Genomic DNA, 20,555 nt, shown 5'->3' on the forward strand with positions numbered 1-20,555 from the left:
AGCCGAAAGTACCGTTTAACCAGTGGATGCCCCCTTTTTCCATCCGACGTTAGAGTAAAGTTTGCTTAACTGAGTTTATGCATCCCTCATGGCGCCAAAATAGCAAATTATAAATATCATCACGTACTTTACTTTTTAGTTAGAAATTAAATTTTTCACCCGACTGACGGCATAATGAAATAACCTTTTTTATATTATGGTTAATGACTTTCTGCCTATAAATAACGCACTTTATTTTTAATGGTTGTTTATTAAATGTTCGAACGGTCGGTTTGAAAAGTAAATTATTTTAACATTTATTACAGCCTGATACCTTTAAGCGCTAAAACTCGCCTTTTATATTGTCTGACAAAAGTAACTTGCCTCACTTTCATATGACAAATAAACCCTACGTCAGTATTTAAAAAGAATTTGTCAAACAAATAGAATTTAACCCTTTCCTTTTACTCAGCTATTTAACTGTTTATATAACAAACAGCCCTGCGTGATACTGATTAATATCAATACATTATTCCCCAACGGAAATAAACACACATTTTCATTTAAAATCAATCATATATGTTATATTCGTTATTTTGGCATTATGATTTTCGTCAATAAAATACTGAAAATTTCGATTTCCGCTAGATTCGACGCGCCGGTTAAAATATATTGCGCCTCAAGATATAAAGAGCAAAGGTTAAGTCGCTGACTCAATCTAAATTGAAATACAGTTTTGCTTTTTATCATTTATCAAGCAGGTTGCAGTACAAAACACCAAACATAATTGTAACAATTAGATGGAAATTCATAACAACTGGGCTTATAGGCGTTTATTCAGCATTTGAGAGCATGATCACGGTACTTTTCACTATGAATCGCTATCTTGCCGCCAGCAAAAACCAGGGTACGAATTAGAACCATAAAAATATCAGCATAGAGCGACATCATTGCTCGCCGCGGATTAAATTTTATTTTTTACGTCTTCAGGTTATTTGCACTACTTAAAGAGAACCAAATCGACCTGATAAGATTTAAAACGCATTACTGTGACTGAATTTTTCATCTGATTATGCGACTCATAACGCACTAACAGGTATTTAACTTTCGGATCTTAATTTCAATTTCGTGTTCAAATCGGAGATCTTTATGGACACTACTCAAACTGGCACCATTTCATCCACGGGAAACACCAAAACCAGCACCTGGCGTAAAAGCGACACCATGTGGATGCTGGGTCTGTACGGTACAGCAATTGGCGCGGGCGTGCTTTTCCTGCCAATCAACGCCGGTATCGGTGGTTTACTGCCGTTAATCGTGATGGCTATCATCGCCTTCCCGATGACATTTTTCGCGCATCGCGGTCTTTGCCGCTTTGTTCTTTCCGGTAAAAATCCGGGCGAAGACATCACTGAAGTTGTTGAAGAACACTTCGGCGTTGGCGCGGGTAAACTGATTACTCTGTTGTACTTCTTCGCTATCTACCCAATTTTGTTGGTTTACAGCGTTGCAATTACCAACACCGTTGATAGCTTTATTACCCATCAGATGCACCTGCCTTCACCACCGCGGGCTATTTTGTCCCTGATTTTGATCGTTGGTCTGATGACCATCGTTCGTTTCGGTGAAAACTTCATCGTAAAAGCGATGAGTATTCTGGTATTCCCGTTTGTTGCAGTACTGATGCTGTTGGCTGTGTACCTGATTCCAAACTGGAGCAGCGCTATCTTCCAAAACCTGTCTATCGACGGTAACGGTGTAGGCAACGGTATGCTGATGACCCTGTGGCTGGTTATTCCGGTCATGGTGTTCTCCTTCAACCATTCCCCTATCATCTCAGCATTTGCAGTAGCAAAACGTGAAGAATACGGTCAGGACGCGGAGAAAAAATGTTCTCGCATTCTGGCTTACAGCCACATCATGATGGTTTTGACCGTGATGTTCTTCGTATTCAGCTGCGTTCTGAGCCTGTCTCCAGCAGATTTGATGGAAGCCAAAGCACAGAACATTTCTATTCTGTCTTACCTGGCTAACCACTTTAATACCCCGATGATTGCCTACATGGCGCCGGTTATTGCCTTTATCGCTATTACCAAATCTTTCTTGGGCCACTATCTGGGCGCTCGTGAAGGTTTCAACGGTATGGTGGTTAAATCTCTGCGTAGCCGCGGTAAAACCATCAATGGCGACAAACTGAACCGCATCACTGCGCTGTTCATGCTGGTCACAACCTGGATCGTTGCAACCCTGAACCCAAGCATTCTGGGCATGATCGAAACTCTGGGTGGCCCGGTTATCGCAATGATTCTGTTCCTGATGCCAATGTATGCGATTCACAAAGTTCCAGCGATGCGCAAATACAGTGGCCATATCAGCAACGTATTCGTTGTGATTATGGGTCTGATTGCTATCTCAGCAATTATGTTCAGCCTGTTCAAATAAGACTGTTCGGCCGGTGCGCTGCGCCGGCCACTTTTCGTTACCGTTCATCTTTAGGGGGACGGTAAAACAGTTAGCTGTAGACTTAAAGTTTCAAAAGCCGGTGCGATCGTACCGGCTCCCCACTCCACGGTAATGTAAGCAATTTCATAATTAACGCCTTTAACACGAAGGAGGCGAGTATATGGTCAGCGTTTTTGACATTTTTAAGATTGGTATTGGTCCTTCCAGCTCACACACTGTCGGCCCGATGAAGGCCGGTAAGCTGTTTACCGATGATTTGATCGCACTAGGGCATCTTTCTGCCGTCACCCGAATTTCCGTAGACATTTACGGTTCATTATCCCTGACCGGTAAAGGTCACCATACCGATATCGCCATTATTATGGGTCTGGCAGGGAATCTGCCGGATACCGTTGATATCGATAGCATTCCGGAGTTTATCCGTGATGTTGAACACCGTGAGCGTCTGCTACTGGCTCAGGGCGCTCATGAAGTGGATTTCCCGCTACAAGGGGGAATGAATTTCCACGAGACCAATTTGCCGCTGCACGAAAATGGGATGTCCATCAGTGCCTTTGCCGGTGACACACTGCTGTACAGCAAAACCTATTACTCCATCGGCGGCGGCTTTATCGTTGACGAAGAAAACTTTGGCAAAGCAGCCAGCAATGAAGTTTCTGTACCTTATCCATTCAGTTCAGCCCGTGATTTACAGAAACACTGTAAAGATACCGGTCTGTCACTATCTGGGTTAGTGCTGCAAAATGAACTGGCATTGCATACCAAAGAAGAGCTAAACGCGCACTTTGCCGCCATTTGGGATGTGATGAAAAGCGGTATCGAGCGTGGTATCAATACCGAAGGTTTGTTGCCTGGGCCAATGCGCATTCCACGCCGCGCCGCAGCCCTGCGCCGTATGCTGGTGACCAACGACAAAAATAACACCGATCCGATGATGGTAGTGGACTGGATCAATATGTATGCGCTGGCGGTGAACGAAGAGAATGCGGCCGGTGGCCGTGTCGTTACCGCACCAACTAACGGTGCCTGTGGCATAATTCCGGCGGTATTGGCGTATTACGATAAGTTTATTCGTCCAGTTAACGAAAACTCATATAGCCGTTTCTTCTTGGTTTCCGGTGTTATTGGTGCGCTATATAAAATGAACGCATCTATTTCTGGCGCGGAAGTGGGCTGTCAGGGCGAGGTGGGCGTAGCCTGCTCGATGGCGGCAGCTGGATTAGCTGAACTGATGGGCGGTAGCCCGGCGCAGGTCTGTATCGCCGCAGAAATTGCGATGGAGCATAACCTTGGGCTGACCTGTGACCCAGTCGCCGGACAGGTTCAGGTGCCTTGCATCGAACGTAACGCTATTTCAGCGGTACAAGCCGTCAACGCTGCTCGTATGGCTCTGCGCCGTACCAGCGAGCCTAGCGTATGCCTAGATAAAGTCATTGAAACCATGTACGAAACCGGGAAAGACATGAACTCCAAGTATCGCGAAACTTCTCGCGGTGGGCTGGCGATTAAAATCGTTCCCTGCGACTGATCGGTTTTTCTACTTCTAAACGGTTTTATACTGAAAAATAAAACAGGGCTGCATTTATTGCGGCCCTGTTTTTTTATCGCTGAGTTTAACCGAGGTCGCGATTATCCAAAGATACCGCCGAACCATTGGCTGAATTTCATCATCACAAAGTCCCAGATGCGGCTAAGGACCCCCCCTTCTTTCACTTCGTTCATCACCACCAGCGGACGCTGTTCGATGCTTTTGCCATTTAGCTGGAAATCGATCACGCCAACCTTTTGATTTTTAGCCAGAGGCGCACGGAGCTCGGTGGAATCCAATTTATAGCTGGCCTTCAGGTTTTTCATTTGCCCTTTAGGAATGGTGATAGCCGCATCCTGCGCTACGCCCAGATCAACCTGACTGGTATCACCAAACCAGACTTTCTGAGTCACGAAGGGCTTGTCGGTTTTAATCGGCACCACGGTTTCATAAAAGCGAAAGCCCCAGCTCAACAGTTTTTCACTTTCGCTAAAACGTACCCTGTCACTTGGCGCACCTAATACCACGGAAATCAAACGCATAGGGCCATCGGTAGCCGAGGCAACCAGATTATGGCCTGCGCCAGCGGTATAACCGGTTTTCATACCATCGACGTTAAGATTGCTGTTCCACAACAGGCGATTACGGTTGATCTGACGAATCTTGTTAAAGGTAAACTCTTTCTCTTTATGTAACGCATATTCTTCTGGTACGTCGCGAATCAGCGCCTGCCCCAATACCGCCATATCCCGCGCGGTACTGTACTGCCCTTCCGCATCCAGACCGTGTACCGTCAGGAAGTGAGTATTATCCAGCCCCAAGGCTTTGGCATAGTTATTCATCAAACCGACAAAACTGTCCTGACTGCCGGCAATATAATCAGCCAGCGCAATACTGGCATCGTTACCTGATTGAATAACAATGCCTTTATTCAGATCCATCAGTTTGACCTGATCGCCCGGTTTTAAAAACATTAACGACGAACCGCGCAATGCCGGATTACCGGTAGCCCAAGCGTCTTTGCCCACGGTAACCGTGTCATCAGGATGGACTTTGCCCGCTTTAATCGCTTGCCCAATCACATAGCTGGACATGATTTTAGTCAGACTGGCCGGATCCAAACGCTGATCCGGATTGTTCTGGGCCAATATTTTGCCGCTGTTGTAATCCATCAATACGTAAGCTTTAGCATCAATGGGAGGAGCCGGTTGTTCATCTGCCGCTCTGACGGCAGGTAACGCCAGCAACAGTAAACCGGCACTGAAAGTGACGTTTTTTAGCTTGGAGGAGCGTGTATATTTCATCATGAGGTCGCCAGAGTATCCTTGCAAATAATAGGAAATAAGCGGTATTCCCAGAACTAAGCCGTTATTCAATACGTAAAAAGTCGCGTTTTTCACTGGGGTAGAGACTTTAGCTTAGTCAAAATTTCATACCCTCTTTAAATCTATCCGATAACGGCGCCAAAGGGGTGATGTTTTGCGCTTATTTACGCTTGGTCTATTTTCAATGGCTACATGGCTAAACATCTTGATAGCTATACCGCTTTCCATCTAAGCACCTAAACGTCTTAAAAACACCCTTTATATAACCAAAAGAACTATTAGAGGGTTATTTGTTATTTTTAGCGACTAAGAAACAGGAGCTATGATTTCGCCATCGTTTACCCGTTCTTTTGGCTTCTGGAGCAGTTATGGCAATCCCGCGTTCAGTTATCGATCTTATCGGACACACTCCCCTGCTGGAACTCACGCACTTTGATACTGGCCCTTGTCAGCTTTTCGTGAAACTGGAAAACCAGAATCCCGGTGGCTCGATTAAAGATCGCGTGGCGCTATCAATGATTGAACAGGCAGAGCGTGACGGTCATTTACCGCCGGGCGGCACCATTATCGAAGCCACAGCGGGTAATACCGGTTTGGGATTAGCGTTAGTCGCGGCATTAAAAGGGTACAAACTGATTCTGGTCGTGCCGGACAAGATGAGTCAGGAGAAAATCTTCCATCTACGAGCGTTGGGTGCGCAGGTGCTGTTGACTCGTTCCGACGTGGGTAAAGGCCATCCGGCCTATTATCAGGATTACGCCCTACGACTGTCACAGGAAATACCCGGCGCGTTTTATATAGACCAATTTAATAACCCGGCCAATCCCGCAGCTCACCGTACCGCCACCGGCCCGGAATTATTTGAACAAATGGAAGGTCAGGTGGATGCCATCGTGGTTGGTGTTGGCTCCAGCGGAACGCTGAGCGGTTTAAGCCAGTATTTCGCCGCAGTGTCCCCCAATACTCAATTTATTCTGGCCGATCCGGCAGGATCTATTCTGGCGGATTACGTTGCGAAAGATCGGATCGGAGAAGCCGGCAGCTGGCTGGTAGAAGGCATTGGTGAGGATTTTATTCCCCCCCTTAGCAATTTCTCGCAGGTTACGACATCCTACCAAATCGATGATGCAGAAGCCTTTGCCACCGTCCGCCGTCTGTTGCAAGAAGAAGGCGTTCTGGCCGGTTCCTCCACCGGAACGCTGTTGGCGGCTGCCCTGCGCTATTGTCAGGAACAAACCGAGCCTAAACGCGTCGTCACTTTCGTTTGCGACAGTGGCAATAAATATCTTTCGAAAATGTTTAACGATTACTGGCTGCTGGAACAAGGTTTATTGACTCGCCCGAAGCATGGCGATCTACGCGATTACATCACTTATTGCCACGAGGAAGGCGCTACCGTGTCGGTTTCACCGCAAGATTCACTGGCGATGGTTCATGCTCGTATGCGTCTTTACGATATTTCCCAACTGCCGGTACTGGAAAACGAACGCGTCGTCGGTTTGATTGACGAATGGGATTTGCTACACAGCGTGCAAAAAGATGCCAGCCATTTCAATTTACCGGCCAGCGAAGCAATGACGCGGCAGGTAAAAACCTTACAGAAAGAAGCGAGTTACGCCGATTTACTCACCACATTTGATCAGGGACATGTGGCTATCGTGCTGGACGGGGAGCGTTTTCTCGGCCTGATTACCCGCACCGATGTGCTAAATGCCCGCCGCCAGGCACTGGCTTAATTTTTATTTCAAGGACTTTATCATGGCAAAGTTTGACACCCTGACTGTACACGCCGGTTATACCCCAGACAGCACTGGCGCAGTGATGCCCGCGATTTACGCGACCTCCACTTTCGCTCAGCCCGCGCCGGGAGAGCACACCGGCTACGAATATTCCCGCAGCGGGAATCCTACCCGCTGCGCGTTGGAGAAAGCCATTGCTGAGTTGGAGAACGGCACGCGAGGCTATGCTTTTGCCTCTGGTCTAGCGGCTTGTTCAACGGTGTTAGAATTATTGGATCAGGGCAGCCATATTGTCGCGGTGGACGATCTGTACGGTGGCACTTATCGCCTGCTGGAAAAAGTGCGTAATCGCACCGCTGGCCTACGCGTAACCTACGTTTCGCCAGCGGATACTGCCGCACTGGAACAGGCGATTCAACCAGAGACTAAAATGATTTGGGTGGAAACTCCCACCAATCCGTTGCTAAAACTGGCTGATCTGGCCGCCATCGCCGCAATGGCTAAAAAGCATCAATTAATCAGCGTGGCGGATAACACCTTTGCCTCGCCTTACATCCAACGCCCACTGGATTTGGGTTTTGATATTGTGGTGCATTCAGCCACTAAATATCTGAACGGCCATTCGGACGTGGTAGCCGGTGTCGCCGCAGTAGGAAATAACTCAGAATTAGCGGAACAACTCAGTTTTTTACACAATGCGGTAGGTGGGATTCTCGACCCGTTCAGCAGTTTCCTGACGCTGCGCGGCCTACGCACTCTAGCTTTGCGTATGTCACGTCACAATGAAAGCGCTTTGCGCATTGCCCAGTGGCTGGAACAGCAACCGCAGGTAGAAGCGGTGTATTATCCTGGGTTGGAAAGCCATCCTCAGCATCAGTTGGCGCGTCAGCAAATGTCCGGTTTTGGCGGCATGATCGCCGTGCGCCTGAAAGGCGAACCAGAGTATGCCCGCGAAGTGATTAAACGTTCTCATCTGTTTACTTTAGCGGAAAGTTTGGGGGGTGTTGAAAGCCTGATTAGCCTTCCTTACAGCATGACCCACGCTTCTATCCCCTTGGATATTCGCCTTAAACACGGCATTACGCCGCAGTTATTACGTCTTTCAGTCGGGATTGAAGATACCGAAGACCTGATCGCCGATTTAGCGCAGGCATTGGCGGGTTAATCCCAGCCAGAATAGATTTAAGTCACCAACGGCCCGCTATCGGGCCGTTTATCAAACGTTTTCCTTAACCTTCCGCCAGCATTTCACTGACCGTTTTACCTACCAATTTAACCGCTTGCTCAATTTCGTCCGTCATCGGTTTGCTAAAACATAACCTCAGAGAATTACGGTATTTCCCCGACGCCGAGCTGATAAAACCAGCTGCGATCTGTACTTTGTGAGGCAATAACATGCGGTTAAGGCGCAAAGAATCAAACCCTTCAGGCAGTTCTACCCACAGCATAAAACCGCCCTGTGGCCGACTCAGGCAAGTGCTGGGCGGAAAATATTTGGTCACCCAATTGGTCATAATATCGAGATTTTGCTGATACTGACGGCGCATCCGTCGCAGGTGCTGGGTGAAATCTCCTTGTCGAATAAACTCCGCTACCGCTAATTGTTGCAACGTAGGGGTTCGCCCAGCAGTAATGTATTTAATATGTAACGCTTTTTCTAAATAGCGCCCCGGCGCAATCCAGCCAACGCGCAGCCCCGGAGCCAAAGTCTTAGAAAATGAGCTGCACAGTAACACTCGGCCATCGTCGTCAAACGAGGCAATAGTCGCCGGTCGCGGATATTGGTAGGCCAGAGAACCGTAAACATCGTCTTCAATAATGGCGATATCGTAACGCTGAGCCAAGATGAGTAAGGCTTTTTTACGCACATCTGGCATATTGTAACCCAGCGGATTATTGCAGGTGGGCGTGAGCTGAACGGCTTTGATCGGCCACTGTTCCAGCGCCATTTCCAACGCTTCCAGACTCATGCCGATCACCGGATCCGTCGGAATTTCAATCACTTTCATCCCCATGCCTTTCAGACTTTGCATGGTGCCATGAAAGCTGGGTGAATCAACGGCGACAATATCGCCAGGCTGACATACAGCGCCCAAGGCAATAGCTAAAGCACCGTGGCAACCGGCGGTAATAATGATATTTTCCGCTGACTGGTGATTACCGCTATCCAGCATCAGGCGGGCAATTTGTTCGCGTAAAATCAGGCTTCCCTGCAAACTGCCATAAGCCATGATTTCTTCACTTTGGTGCAAACTGATACGGCTAAGCAACCGGCTGAGCACCTTTATGCCGGGGCCTGAAATATCGGGCGTACCTGAGCCTAAATGCAATACGTCTTCTCCGGTACTGTCATGCAGAAATGCCAGCGTGTGTTCCCACTGTGAGATTTCTACCGGCCTCTGGGCATGGCGGCAAACCGCAGGCAGATCCGGACGCCGTTGATTCCCACGCACAAAATAACCAGATTTGGCTCTGGCCTCGATCAATAGACACTTTTCCAAAGAACGATAAGCCTGCTGGACCGTACTGATGCTGACGCCGTGCTCCTCGCTTAGCAGCCTGACGGAAGGTAACCGTTCACCACAAGAATACAATCCTTGTTCAATGCGCTCGCTGAGAATATCAGCCAATTGTTGATAGCGTGTCACAAATAGCACCACCTGAGAATTAATAACCAGTACAGATGGCGCAATTTCTCACCATTCAGTTCATTTATCTCACATCTGTATGGAAATAATAGTCCCTATTTGCATCTGTAATGTTTTTAGCCAAAGCCTCATGCTGATATTCCACCGATAAGGAGTCACGAGCAATGAGTCATATTGTTAATAATCAAACAGATAAATGCCATTTATCCCAATCACAGGATAAAGAGAATCGGCGAAATGTGTTACTGCGTTTTAGCCTGAAAATAGGGAATGCTCTGTCTGGCTGGAACCAACGGCGGCTGGCAATGCATACGCTGCTAAGACTCACCGAAAATCAGCTACGGGATATTGGTATGAGCCGCAGCGATATTCAGCGTGATTATAATCGCCCATTTTGGAAATAAAATTCCGCGGTGTCAGCATATAAGGAATACAACAGCCCGCGTGACCTGCGGGCGAGTATGAGGTTAAATAAACAAAACGCGTTGTATTAACGTCGGTGCGCCAAAGATCTCACCCAACGATCGCCCAAACTTTGTACTCCCTGAACCAAAATGACTAGTACCACTAAAGTGGCAACCATCACTTCATTATTAAAGCGCTGATAACCATAGCGAATAGCCAAATCGCCCAGCCCACCGCCGCCTATCACGCCCGCCATAGAAGAAAATCCCACCAGCATGACTACCGTTAACGTCACGCCAGCTAACAGTGCCGGTAGAGCCTCCGGCAGTAAAACTTTCTGGATGACGTGCCGCGCCGAACCGCCCATAGATAAAATCGCTTCGATACGTCCTTTATCCACTTCGTCCAATGCCGCTTCGACTACGCGGGCAAAAAAAGGAATGGCTCCTAAAGTAATAGGAACCACTGCTGCCGTACTGCCTAGCGTGGTGCCGATAATCCAGCGGGTAATCGGAATCAACGCGATCAGCAGTACCACAAACGGCATGGAACGCCCCAGATTCACGATTGCGCCAATCAAAGCATTGATACGCAACAGGGGGAAAACGCCATCTTTACGGGATATAAACAGCAGAATCCCCAAAGGCAAACCGATTAATAAGGTGAAAAACGTAGCCAATATCACCATATACAGAGTCTCACCGGTAGCATTTGTAACCAAATCCAATAATTCTTGCCAATCCATGCCGTTACTCATATCAATTCCGCCCTCACGCCGCGTTCGTTTAGAAATTGCAGCACTTCGGCCAGATTTAGCCCACCTTCCGGATGACTAAAATCCACCTGCAGACGCCCAACCCGTTGACCGCCAATAGATTCTACGCCACCGCCCAGCAACCTGACGCCAACCGCATGCTGCTGCGCCAATGCGCTTAACACCGGCGAAGCCAATAGCGTATCGAAGAAAGTCAATTCCGCCACCGGCGTACCGCTCAACAGCTCGCTGCCGCAGGCCGGCAACAGTGACTTCCCAAGGCGCGATGCGGGATTAGCTAGCAAATCTGTAATGGCGCCGGTTTCAATCACTCGGCCTTTCTCCATTAATGCTGCGTAATTACAGATGGATTTCACCACCTCCAGTTCATGGGTAATTAGCACTATGGTTAATCCAAGCTGCTGATTAATGGCTCTAAGCAACGCCAGAATGGAGGTGGTGGTTTCTGGATCAAGCGCGCTGGTCGCTTCGTCAGACAGCAGATAATTCGGCTTGGCCGCCAGCGCCCGAGCGATACCTACCCGCTGTTTTTGCCCACCGGAAAGTTGGGAGGGAAAAGCTGCGGCTTTATCCAACAATCCGACCAACGCCAATAACTCGGCAACGCGCCGTCTTCGCTCGGTTTTTCCTATGCCGATAATTTCCAGCGGCACCGCGACGTTGTCGCTGACATTGCGCGAGTGCAGCAAATGGAAATTTTGAAAAATCATACCGATATTCTGACGCTCGACGCGCAGTGCTTTATCGCCAAGCGTGGTCAATTCTCGGCCATCAAGTTGAATACGGCCCGAAGTAGGCCGCTCCAACAGATTTAAGCAACGAATTAAGGTACTTTTCCCCGCGCCGCTGCGCCCCACTATGCCAAATACCGAACCAGTAGGCACCGTCAGCGAAACATCCTGTAGGGCAACCATCGGCTGCCCAGCTTGCTGATAGGTTTTACTCAGCCGTTCGATGGCGATCATGATTTGCTGTCCACGGCGGCCACTGGAATCACCGAGCCGGCATACTTTTCGGCGATAAACTTAGCCACCTGCGGCGACTGCAAATCTTTGACTAACTGTTTGATACGTTGATCATTTTCTAAGGCAGGCGTTGTCACTAGAATATTGGCGTAAGGATTGCCAGCGGCTTTTTCCAGCCCAAGCGCATCTTTCGCTGGATTTAACCCCGCCTCTAACGCGTAATTTCCGTTAATTACCGCCAAATCAACGTCATCCAGCGAGCGAGGAATCTGTGGCGATTCTATTTCCAGAACCCTCAATTGCTTGGGGTTACCGGCAATATCCTTCGGCGTAGCCTGATGTTTAGCCGGATCGGTAAATCCCGCTTTTAGCGTGATAAGCCCCTGATCTTGTAATAAATACAGCGCGCGACTCAGGTTGGTCACATTATTGGGTACGGCGACCGTGCCCTTTTCTGGTACTTCAGCGAAAGTTTTATGCTTATGGGAATAAATACCCAACGGCTCCACGTGTACCGTCGCGACGATGGCAAATTTTTGCCCTAGCGCCTGTTCCTGTGAATGGAGATAAGGCGCATGCTGGAAATAATTAGCGTCCACATCTCCATGTGCCAACAGTTCGTTAGAATTCACACCGTTCGGAATTTCAATCACTTTCAGATTCAGCGACGGATCCAATTTCTGTACAAACTGTAAAATCTCGGCGTGAGGCACCGGATCGGCAGCCACCCGTAGCGCATCTGCCGCGTAAGCCTGAGTAGAAAGGGAAAATGCCAACGCCGTGATCAGCGCGGTACGCGCAAAACCCATTGCAAACGTATTATTCATCGTTATTACCTCAGGCAATTGATTCAGTTATCAGCAATAGGATTAAGCTGTCGTTAATTCAGCAGTGGCTAACACATCCGGGTAGTAGCGTTGAGCTACATCTGGATGGGAACGTAAGCGCCCTTTTAAATAGTTAACACCGACGTCCCGAAACAACGGGTTGAGCGGATCGCTGGCGGGGCCGCTGGCTTCTGCCGCCAAATGTTCAGGCAACTGATACAAAGGCACCACCGCATCCAGACGCGCCCCGAGGAAAAAGGCAATGGACAGCCGATCGACACCCGCTGGCGGCGTTTCAACCCGATGCACCGTGGCGCGCAGATAACCGTTGGTCGCCAGCTCCAACAACTCGCCAATGTTGACAACAAAAGAGTTTTCCAACGGCTCGACATCAATCCATAAGCCGTCCTCCACCTCAACCTGCAACCCCTTTTGGTTATCCTGTAGCAAGAAACTCAGGAAGCCTGAATCCTTATGAGCGCCCACGCCCTGCCCGCTTTGGGTAGTCTCTCGCCCCGGATAGCGAATCAGTTTGATATGCTCATTAGGTTTATCACCATAAAGCTCATCAAAAGCGTGTTCATCCAGTTCCAACGCCAGCGCAAAAGCCTGTAGCAAACGCAGCGCCATTTGAGTCATTTCCGCTTGCCATTGTAGTAATAGAGGCTTCAATTCCGGCAAAGCTGGCGGCCACTGATTTGGCCCCTGTAAACGCGCCCAAGCGGGGGTTTCCGGGCGCAGTTTCAAGGGGGAACGCTCCGCGCCGATATCAAACTGTTCGCGCCAGTCCGGTTGCCCGCGAGTCAGCTCGGAAGCTGCTCGGTTATATCCGCGAAAATGAGGGGAATGCACCATTTCCACCGTCAGTTTATCGGCGGTGGGTAACTGAAAGAAACGTCGGGAAAGGTGTTGAATTTGCCGGGACAGCTCGGGATTGACTCCGTGTCCGGTTAGGTAGAAAAAGCCGATATCTCGTGCCGCATGGCGTAATTCGGTCAAAAATGCCTGGCGCTGGGTTTCTCCGCACTTAAGCTGAGACAGATCCAGAAGAGGTAGACGGTAACGTGTTGTTTCGTGATTCATTTTCTACTCCGGTAGTATGATTATTCCGCGTTTTATCCTGCTCAGAACCCATAAATACCGGACAACAATACAAACGAATAACAAACATAATCAGCTCCTAAGCAGTGGGGAAAAACAGACTGATGACAAGGTTCTTGTAGAGTATATCTCGCGCCTCTTTAAGAGCATTCTCGTCTATTTATTTAACAATCTATATCCAAACGATATAAACAATTAACACGCAAAATCTGCCCACCACCAATATTTTTAGGTTCTATGTTATTTCTTTCACGGAGAATGATGTGTGTAGAAAGAGAAGAAATAACCGTGAAAATCTATAGAAATGCCCCTTTCCGCCATTAAATGGTCACAGTTTTGACTTATTCTTTTGGCTCTTTTTCCTCCTAACGACGGTTGAAAACAGAAAATCTTTTGCCATAACCCATAATCTACGCCATAGGAAACAGCGGTTCCGTTTACTCTTAGGATACGTAGTCAATTCGCTACCCAATATTCATCTACTGGATTACTTTATCGGTTAATGGCTGTATCACTGCGGTTGTTCCTGCTTCAGGCTCATTCCCCCGACTGTGCCACACTTTAATAGTTATAAATGCATTGAGAGGTAGCCGATGGACTTAGCCTTATTTGATTTAGATGAAACCGTGATTTGTGAAGACAGTGCCAGCCTGTGGCTGCGCTGGTTAGTGGCAAAAAAACTGGCGCCGCTGTCTTTGCTAAAAAAAGAACAGGAATTGATGAAGGATTATTACCGTGGCCAACTTTCCATGGAATGTTACATGCACGCCACACTGGCTCCGCTAGTCGGCTATTCCACACAAGAAGTAACTGGTTGGGTTGAAAGCTTTATTCAGCAGGAAATTTTGCCGCGAGTGTATCCGCAGGCGCGGGAGCAGTTGGATTGGCATCGACAACGGGGAGATCATATTCTGATTATCTCGGCCAGCGGCGAGCATTTAGTCGCGCCCATTGCACGTCAATTAGGCGCCGATACTGCGTTGGCCATTGGTGTCGCGCTGAAAGATAACCGGATTACCGGAGAAACCTACGGCGTTCTCACTTTTCGCGAAGGTAAGGTTCTGCGCATCAATGAGTGGCTGAATAACTCGCCACATCTATGTTTTTCGAATACTTATGGCTACAGCGACTCAATAAACGATCGACCAATGTTGGAGTTTGTAGATTACGCGACGGTTATCAATCCCAATAATCAATTGGCAGATCTCGCTATTCTCCACGACTGGAATATCGCTCATTGGCACGGTAAGTATTTGATACACAATCATACTTCTTTAGGCTATGAAACCGGCTTATAGTGACGATAACACTTCGGTTAGACCGAATCATCCAGGTCAATAAGTGAGGAATCAATGTTGAAAGTTTGGGGTAGAAACAATTCCACCAATGTAAAAAAAGTACTGTGGTGTCTGGAAGAATTGGGCATGAAATATCAGCAAATTGATGCCGGCGGCAAATTTGGCAAGCTGGACGACCCAAACTACCGTTCACTAAACCCTAACGGGCTGATTCCCTGCCTGCAAGACGACGACTTTATTTTGTGGGAATCTAACGCGATCGTCCGCTACATTGCGTTGAAATACGGCCAAAAGAGCACACTTTACCTAGCGGACATCCAACAGCGTGCCAGCGCAGAAAAATGGATGGATTGGGCTCAGACTTTAGCCGCTCCGTTCAAAGCCGTATTTGTTGGTTTGGTGCGAACTCCACCGGAACAGCAGGACAAACAGAAAATTCAGCAGGGCATAAAAGAATGGGATGCGCTGATGGGAATTGCAAACGGCGAATTGGAAAAACAACCTTATTTATCTGGCCAACACTTTGGTGTCGGAGACATTCCTTTGGGTTGCATCGCTTATGCCTGGTTCAATTTACCGATCGAACGCAGCCACTATCCGCATCTGGAACGTTGGTATCAGCAAATCAGCCAGCGTCCGGCATTTAAGCAAGTGATCGAGATTGGATTAAGCTGAATTTTACTCTGTCAAAAGGATCAGATTTCGGTTGATATCACCCCGCTCAAGATTAACCGAACGACTGCTAACCGAAATCCGATCCACACACTTTTTCACACTTAACTATCAGCTTACCGGCATTCTTTCTGGATCCGGATAAGTGTACTCAAACCCCAGTTCGCTACATATCCGACTACCATCAACCAGACGGCTGGGCTGCTCTTCCTCTTCAGGTGCAAACTCCGGTGGTGTCAGTTGCAATCCTCGGGCAAATTCAGGGTAAAAATCTTTTTTGACCGGATGCTTAGGCGCACATAAATTGTAAATATGTCCGCCTTTAGGTAACTTCAGCAGCAGTTCAATGGCAGCGATCACGTCATCTTGATGAACCAAATTCACCCCTTGCGAACCGCCTTTTACGCCCGTTTTTCCCGCCAGAAAACGCCCCGGATGACGCTCATTGCCGACCAACCCAGCAAGCCGAAGAATATCAACAGAAGTATGGGGTAGTCGATGCAACCATTGCTCTAATTCCACCAGCGTTTTCCCCGCCACCGAAACCGGATTCAGCGGCGAATCTTCTTTCACTTTTCCAACGGTATCGCCATAAACCGAGGTAGAACTGGTGAAAATGATGCGTGGAACGCCATAAACTAAAGCGCTATCAACCACCTGCTGCACCGCCAGAAAATAGTTTTCGCCTCCCTCAGCGGTTCGGCTAGCTGGCAAGGTCACGACCAAGGCATCCGCATCGAACAGATGTGGCAAATCGTCCGGATCGCAAATCAGCTCCGGTGTCAGAACCAACTGATAACACTCAATACCGCTCATACGGGCCGCATCTACGCCGTCAGGCGTAGTTTTGCTCCCCACCACCTGAATGCCCCGCCGCAGCAAGGACTGGGCCAACGGCATTCCCAACCAGCCTAAACCTATGATAGCGACCTTTTTCATCAATCTGCTCTCCTGCCTATGCAGTAAAATCTTATGGCTCAGGCCCCTAAGTTATTGGGTTATGGCCGAGTCATCTTCCATTCATCATGCCAAATTACCCTCAAATCAGGATAATACCAAGGCGTAACACGCTAAATATACGGCTTACAAATTCGACGGCAGCAATGAGTCATCTGAATAAGAGGATAGTCCCGAATCGCAGGGGTTATCACTGTGAAATAAAATCATCTTAATAAAAAAAGATTGCTTTCACATCATCAGATAGTTTAGGTTGATTGACAGAGCAAACGATACTTTACAAATTCTGGTTACTGGCGCGAGCCTATAACCCAAAGTGAGAAACTATTATGAATCGCGTTCAATTTAATCACCATCATCACCATCATCCTGACTAGTCTGACAGGCCGATGTGTGCTGGAAGACGGTTAACGAATCTTCCAGGTGGCGTAAGAACGCATTAAAGAAAACCCTCGGAAGATTATCTTCCGAGGGTTTTTTTATTGCCCAAAACTTTTGAATTTAAATGAATAAGTTATGAGGTTTACCATGTTGGATAAAACACGTTTACGTATCGCAATGCAGAAATCAGGCCGCCTGAGCGAAGATTCCCAAGAACTGCTGTCGCGCTGTGGTATCAAAATCAACCTGCAACAACAGCGCCTGATTGCCTTCGCCGAAAACATGCCTATCGATATCCTGCGCGTTCGCGATGACGATATCCCCGGCCTGGTTATGGACGGCGTAGTTGATTTGGGCATTATTGGCGAAAACGTTCTGGAAGAAGAATTACTTAACCGTCGCGCCCAAGGGGAAGATCCTCGTTACTTTACCCTGCGCCGCTTGGATTTTGGTACTTGCCGCCTGTCTCTGGCAACCCCGCTGGATGCGGAATACAGTGGCCCACAATGTTTGCAAAATAGCCGAATTGCCACCTCTTACCCGCATCTGCTAAAGCAATACCTTGATAAACAAGGCGTCCGTTTTAAATCCTGTTTACTGAATGGCTCCGTTGAAGTGGCTCCCCGCGCCGGTCTGGCCGATGCCATCTGCGATTTAGTATCAACCGGTGCCACATTGGAAGCCAACGGGCTGCGAGAAGTAGAAGTCATTTATCGTTCAAAAGCCTGTTTGATTCAACGAGATGGCGAAATGCCAGAAGCTAAACAGCAGCTAATCGACCGCCTGATGACCCGAATTCAAGGCGTTATTCAAGCTCGAGAGTCGAAATACATCATGATGCACGCGCCGAGCGAACGTCTGGATGAAATCATTACTCTGCTTCCAGGCGCCGAACGCCCAACGATTCTGCCATTGGCCGGTGATAAAAGCCGCGTAGCCATGCACATGGTTAGCAGCGAAACCCTGTTCTGGGAAACCATGGAGAAACTAAAAGCGCTGGGCGCCAGCTCTATTCTGGTTCTACCTATTGAAAAGATGATGGAGTAAACCATGCAGCCGACGAACTTCAATACTCTGATCGACTGGCAGCAATGCAGTTCAGAACAGCAAAAAGCGTTACTGACACGCCCGGCAATCAGCGCCTCAGAGCGTATTACTGCCGCGGTGAATGAGATATTGGATCGGGTGAAAAGCGAGGGTGATAGTGCCCTGCGCGACTTCAGCCAGCGTTTTGACAAAGTGCAGGTAGCCGATATTCGTATCAGTGCTGCCGATATTGCCGCCGCTTCGGCACGTCTGGAGGATGATGTTAAACAGGCAATGGCGCAGGCAGTACGCAATATTGAAATCTTCCATAAAGCACAAAAAACGCCGCTGGTTGACGTCGAAACCCAGCCGGGGGTGCGCTGTCAGCAAATCACGCGCCCTATAGCTTCCGTCGGCCTGTATATTCCAGGCGGTTCTGCCCCGCTGCCTTCAACCGTATTAATGCTGGGAACTCCAGCTCGCATTGCTGGGTGTAAACGCGTAGTGCTATGTTCACCGCCGCCGATTGCCGATGAGATTCTCTACGCCGCACAGCTTTGTGGCATTGAAGAAGTGTTCCAGCTTGGCGGCGCACAGGCTATTGCCGCCATGGCTTTTGGCAGCGAATCCGTCCCAAAAGTGGACAAAATCTTCGGGCCGGGCAATGCCTACGTCACGGAAGCGAAACGTCAGGTCAGTCAACGCCTCGATGGTGCCGCTATTGATATGCCCGCAGGTCCGTCAGAAGTGCTGGTGATTGCCGACAGCGGTGCTACGCCAGCTTTTGTTGCCTCAGATCTGCTTTCTCAGGCAGAGCATGGCCCTGATTCGCAGGTGATTCTGCTCACTCCGGATGCCGCCATTGCTCAGGCCGTTGCCGTTGAAGTGGAAAAACAGCTGGCTCAGCTTTCTCGTTCTTCTATCGCCCGTCAGGCGCTGGAAAGCAGTCGTCTTATTGTCACCAAAGATCTCCAGCAATGTCTTGATATCAGTAACCAATACGGCCCGGAGCACTTGATTCTGCAAACGCGTGAACCGGAAAAAATGGTCGATCTGATTGAGAACGCCGGTTCGGTATTCCTTGGCGATTGGTCGCCGGAATCCGCTGGCGATTACGCCTCCGGCACCAATCACGTATTACCGACTTACGGCTATACCTCAACTTATTCAAGTTTAGGCTTAGCAGACTTCGTAAAACGCATGACTGTGCAACAGTTAACACCGCAAGGTTTACTGGATTTAGCACCGACCATTGAAATTCTAGCGCAGGCAGAACAGCTAACGGCCCATAAAAATGCCGTTACCCTGCGAGTTACCGCCCTTAACGCCATGAAAAAGGAGTCAAAATGAGTGAGTCTATTACCGATCTGGCCCGCGCCAATGTGCGCGAACTGACTCCTTATATGTCGGCGCGCCGACTGGGCGGCAACGGCGATGTATGGCTAAACGCCAACGAATATCCGCAAGCTCCGGACTTTACATTAACGGCGCAAACCTTTAACCGTTACCCAGAATGTCAACCGAAGCAAGTCATTGAACGCTATGCCGATTATGCAGGCATAGGAGCCGATCAAGTATTGGTCAGCCGAGGCGCAGACGAAGGTATCGAACTGTTGATTCGCGCCTTTTGCGAACCGGGTCAAGATGCCATTTTATTCTGCCCACCGACCTATGGCATGTATTCGGTCAGCGCAGAAACCTTTGGCGTAAAACGGCGTATCGTACCAGCGAAAGAAGACTGGCAATTGGACTTACCGGCGATTGCAGACAACCTGGATGGCGTAAAAGTCATTTATGTCTGTAGCCCAAATAACCCCACAGGAAACCTGATTGATCAGCAGGATTTACGTCAGGTACTGGCGTTGGCCAAAGACCGCGCTGTCGTGGCGATAGATGAGGCTTATATCGAGTTTTGCCCGCAGGCTAGCGTCAGTGAATGGTTAAAAGATTATCCGAATTTAGTAATTTTGCGCACGCTATCTAAAGCTTTTGCTTTAGCCGGTTTACGCTGTGGCTTTACGCTGGCTAACAACGATATTATCCAGCTGCTACTGAAAGTGATTGCTCCTTACCCGCTTTCCACTCCGGTAGCGGATATCGCGGCGCAGGCACTGAGTCCGCAAGGTATCACCGCCATGCGCCAGCGAGTGGCCGAGATACGAACCACTCGCGAATGGTTCATCGGCGAATTGCAACATTGCGACTGCGTAGAACAGGTATTTAGCAGTGAAACAAACTATGTTCTGGCACGATTTTCTGCTTCCAGCAGCGTGTTTAAAAGCTTGTGGGATCAAGGTATTATCCTGAGAGACCAGAATAAACAGCCGGGATTGTCTGGGTGCCTACGTATCACTATTGGCACTCGCCAGGAATGCGAACGGGTTATTTCAGCCCTAGCCACTTTACCCGGTATCAAGAGTCCCAATGCAACCAATACATCATCATCCAGCCTTTGAAGGGAACGTT

The 20,555-nt window shown here is 48.6% G+C and carries 18 protein-coding genes and 1 other annotated feature; of the genes, 11 read left to right on the forward strand and 7 right to left on the reverse strand.

Going from position 1 to position 20,555, the window contains the following annotated elements:
- The first annotated feature begins 1,128 nt into the window (after positions 1 to 1,128).
- Together AD970_RS01560 and AD970_RS01565 are read left to right on the forward strand one after the other, a co-directional pair.
- Positions 1,129 to 2,421, forward strand: a complete 1,293-nt coding sequence (locus AD970_RS01560) for an HAAAP family serine/threonine permease (protein WP_049596568.1) — start codon at positions 1,129 to 1,131, stop codon at positions 2,419 to 2,421.
- 181 nt (positions 2,422 to 2,602) lie between these two features.
- Positions 2,603 to 3,970, forward strand: a complete 1,368-nt coding sequence (locus tag AD970_RS01565) for an L-serine ammonia-lyase (protein ID WP_049596569.1) — start codon at positions 2,603 to 2,605, stop codon at positions 3,968 to 3,970.
- A gap of 101 nt (positions 3,971 to 4,071) precedes the next feature.
- Here the strand turns inward: AD970_RS01565 and AD970_RS01570 are convergent, their stop codons facing one another.
- On the reverse strand, positions 4,072 to 5,277 hold the full coding sequence (locus tag AD970_RS01570; RefSeq protein ID WP_049596570.1) for a serine hydrolase: 1,206 nt from the start codon (positions 5,275 to 5,277) through the stop codon (positions 4,072 to 4,074).
- Positions 5,278 to 5,663: 386 nt separating this feature from the next.
- Between AD970_RS01570 and AD970_RS01575 the strand changes: the two genes are divergently transcribed.
- Positions 5,664 to 7,031 carry a pyridoxal-phosphate dependent enzyme gene (locus AD970_RS01575; protein ID WP_049596571.1) on the forward strand — a complete coding sequence of 456 codons (1,368 nt, stop codon included), beginning with the start codon at positions 5,664 to 5,666 and terminating at the stop codon, positions 7,029 to 7,031.
- A 22-nt stretch (positions 7,032 to 7,053) separates the two neighbouring features.
- Positions 7,054 to 8,199 carry a trans-sulfuration enzyme family protein gene (locus AD970_RS01580; protein WP_049596572.1) on the forward strand — a complete coding sequence of 382 codons (1,146 nt, stop codon included), beginning with the start codon at positions 7,054 to 7,056 and terminating at the stop codon, positions 8,197 to 8,199.
- 64 nt (positions 8,200 to 8,263) lie between these two features.
- Here AD970_RS01580 and AD970_RS01585 read toward each other — a convergent pair whose 3' ends face one another.
- Complete coding sequence (locus AD970_RS01585) at positions 8,264 to 9,682, reverse strand: aminotransferase-like domain-containing protein (RefSeq protein WP_049596573.1); 1,419 nt, start codon at positions 9,680 to 9,682, stop codon at positions 8,264 to 8,266.
- Between the two features lie 164 nt (positions 9,683 to 9,846).
- Here AD970_RS01585 and AD970_RS01590 point away from each other — a divergent pair, with 164 nt between their 5' ends.
- Complete coding sequence (locus tag AD970_RS01590) at positions 9,847 to 10,086, forward strand: DUF1127 domain-containing protein (RefSeq protein WP_049596574.1); 240 nt, start codon at positions 9,847 to 9,849, stop codon at positions 10,084 to 10,086.
- Between the two features lie 86 nt (positions 10,087 to 10,172).
- Here AD970_RS01590 and AD970_RS01595 read toward each other — a convergent pair whose 3' ends face one another.
- Genes AD970_RS01595 through AD970_RS01610 form a run of 4 tightly spaced genes read right to left on the reverse strand, consistent with a single transcriptional unit; the run spans position 10,173 to position 13,737 of the window.
- The gene (locus AD970_RS01595) at positions 10,173 to 10,844 is read right to left on the reverse strand and encodes a methionine ABC transporter permease (protein ID WP_049596575.1); all 672 of its coding nucleotides are present in this window, start codon (positions 10,842 to 10,844) and stop codon (positions 10,173 to 10,175) included.
- Positions 10,841 to 11,827 carry a methionine ABC transporter ATP-binding protein gene (locus AD970_RS01600; protein WP_049596576.1) on the reverse strand — a complete coding sequence of 329 codons (987 nt, stop codon included), beginning with the start codon at positions 11,825 to 11,827 and terminating at the stop codon, positions 10,841 to 10,843. The genes AD970_RS01595 and AD970_RS01600 overlap by 4 nt, the downstream gene beginning before the upstream one ends.
- Positions 11,824 to 12,654, reverse strand: coding sequence for a MetQ/NlpA family ABC transporter substrate-binding protein (locus AD970_RS01605; protein WP_049596577.1), 831 nt, complete (start codon positions 12,652 to 12,654; stop codon positions 11,824 to 11,826). Before AD970_RS01605 ends, AD970_RS01600 begins: the two co-directional genes overlap by 4 nt.
- Before the next feature lie 42 nt (positions 12,655 to 12,696).
- A complete protein-coding gene (locus AD970_RS01610) occupies positions 12,697 to 13,737 on the reverse strand; it encodes an isopenicillin N synthase family dioxygenase (RefSeq protein WP_049596578.1) in 1,041 nt (346 codons plus the stop codon).
- 611 nt (positions 13,738 to 14,348) lie between these two features.
- On the opposite strand from AD970_RS01610, the gene AD970_RS01615 reads away from it, so the two are divergent.
- Both AD970_RS01615 and AD970_RS01620 read left to right on the forward strand, forming a co-directional pair.
- On the forward strand, positions 14,349 to 15,053 hold the full coding sequence (locus tag AD970_RS01615) for an HAD family hydrolase (protein ID WP_049596579.1): 705 nt from the start codon (positions 14,349 to 14,351) through the stop codon (positions 15,051 to 15,053).
- Positions 15,054 to 15,107: 54 nt separating this feature from the next.
- Positions 15,108 to 15,728, forward strand: a complete 621-nt coding sequence (locus AD970_RS01620) for a glutathione S-transferase family protein (protein ID WP_049596580.1) — start codon at positions 15,108 to 15,110, stop codon at positions 15,726 to 15,728.
- A gap of 108 nt (positions 15,729 to 15,836) precedes the next feature.
- Here the strand turns inward: AD970_RS01620 and AD970_RS01625 are convergent, their stop codons facing one another.
- The gene (locus AD970_RS01625; RefSeq protein ID WP_049596581.1) at positions 15,837 to 16,664 is read right to left on the reverse strand and encodes an SDR family oxidoreductase; all 828 of its coding nucleotides are present in this window, start codon (positions 16,662 to 16,664) and stop codon (positions 15,837 to 15,839) included.
- A gap of 347 nt (positions 16,665 to 17,011) precedes the next feature.
- Here AD970_RS01625 and hisL point away from each other — a divergent pair, with 347 nt between their 5' ends.
- The 4 genes from hisL (at position 17,012) to hisC (ending at position 20,545) form a co-directional block, all read left to right on the forward strand.
- Positions 17,012 to 17,059, forward strand: coding sequence for a his operon leader peptide (hisL, locus tag AD970_RS19490; protein ID WP_002231208.1), 48 nt, complete (start codon positions 17,012 to 17,014; stop codon positions 17,057 to 17,059).
- Positions 17,035 to 17,165 (forward strand) — a sequence feature (His leader region). It overlaps the preceding gene by 25 nt.
- Before the next feature lie 45 nt (positions 17,166 to 17,210).
- Positions 17,211 to 18,110 (forward strand): ATP phosphoribosyltransferase, encoded by a 900-nt coding sequence (hisG, locus tag AD970_RS01630; protein WP_049596582.1) that lies wholly within the window; start codon positions 17,211 to 17,213, stop codon positions 18,108 to 18,110.
- 3 nt (positions 18,111 to 18,113) lie between these two features.
- Positions 18,114 to 19,439, forward strand: coding sequence for a histidinol dehydrogenase (hisD, locus tag AD970_RS01635; protein ID WP_049596583.1), 1,326 nt, complete (start codon positions 18,114 to 18,116; stop codon positions 19,437 to 19,439).
- Positions 19,436 to 20,545, forward strand: coding sequence for a histidinol-phosphate transaminase (hisC, locus tag AD970_RS01640; RefSeq protein WP_049596584.1), 1,110 nt, complete (start codon positions 19,436 to 19,438; stop codon positions 20,543 to 20,545). Before hisD ends, hisC begins: the two co-directional genes overlap by 4 nt.
- Positions 20,546 to 20,555 lie beyond the last annotated feature (10 nt).

Source organism: Yersinia nurmii, from assembly GCF_001112925.1.
Lineage (GTDB): Bacteria > Pseudomonadota > Gammaproteobacteria > Enterobacterales > Enterobacteriaceae > Yersinia > Yersinia nurmii.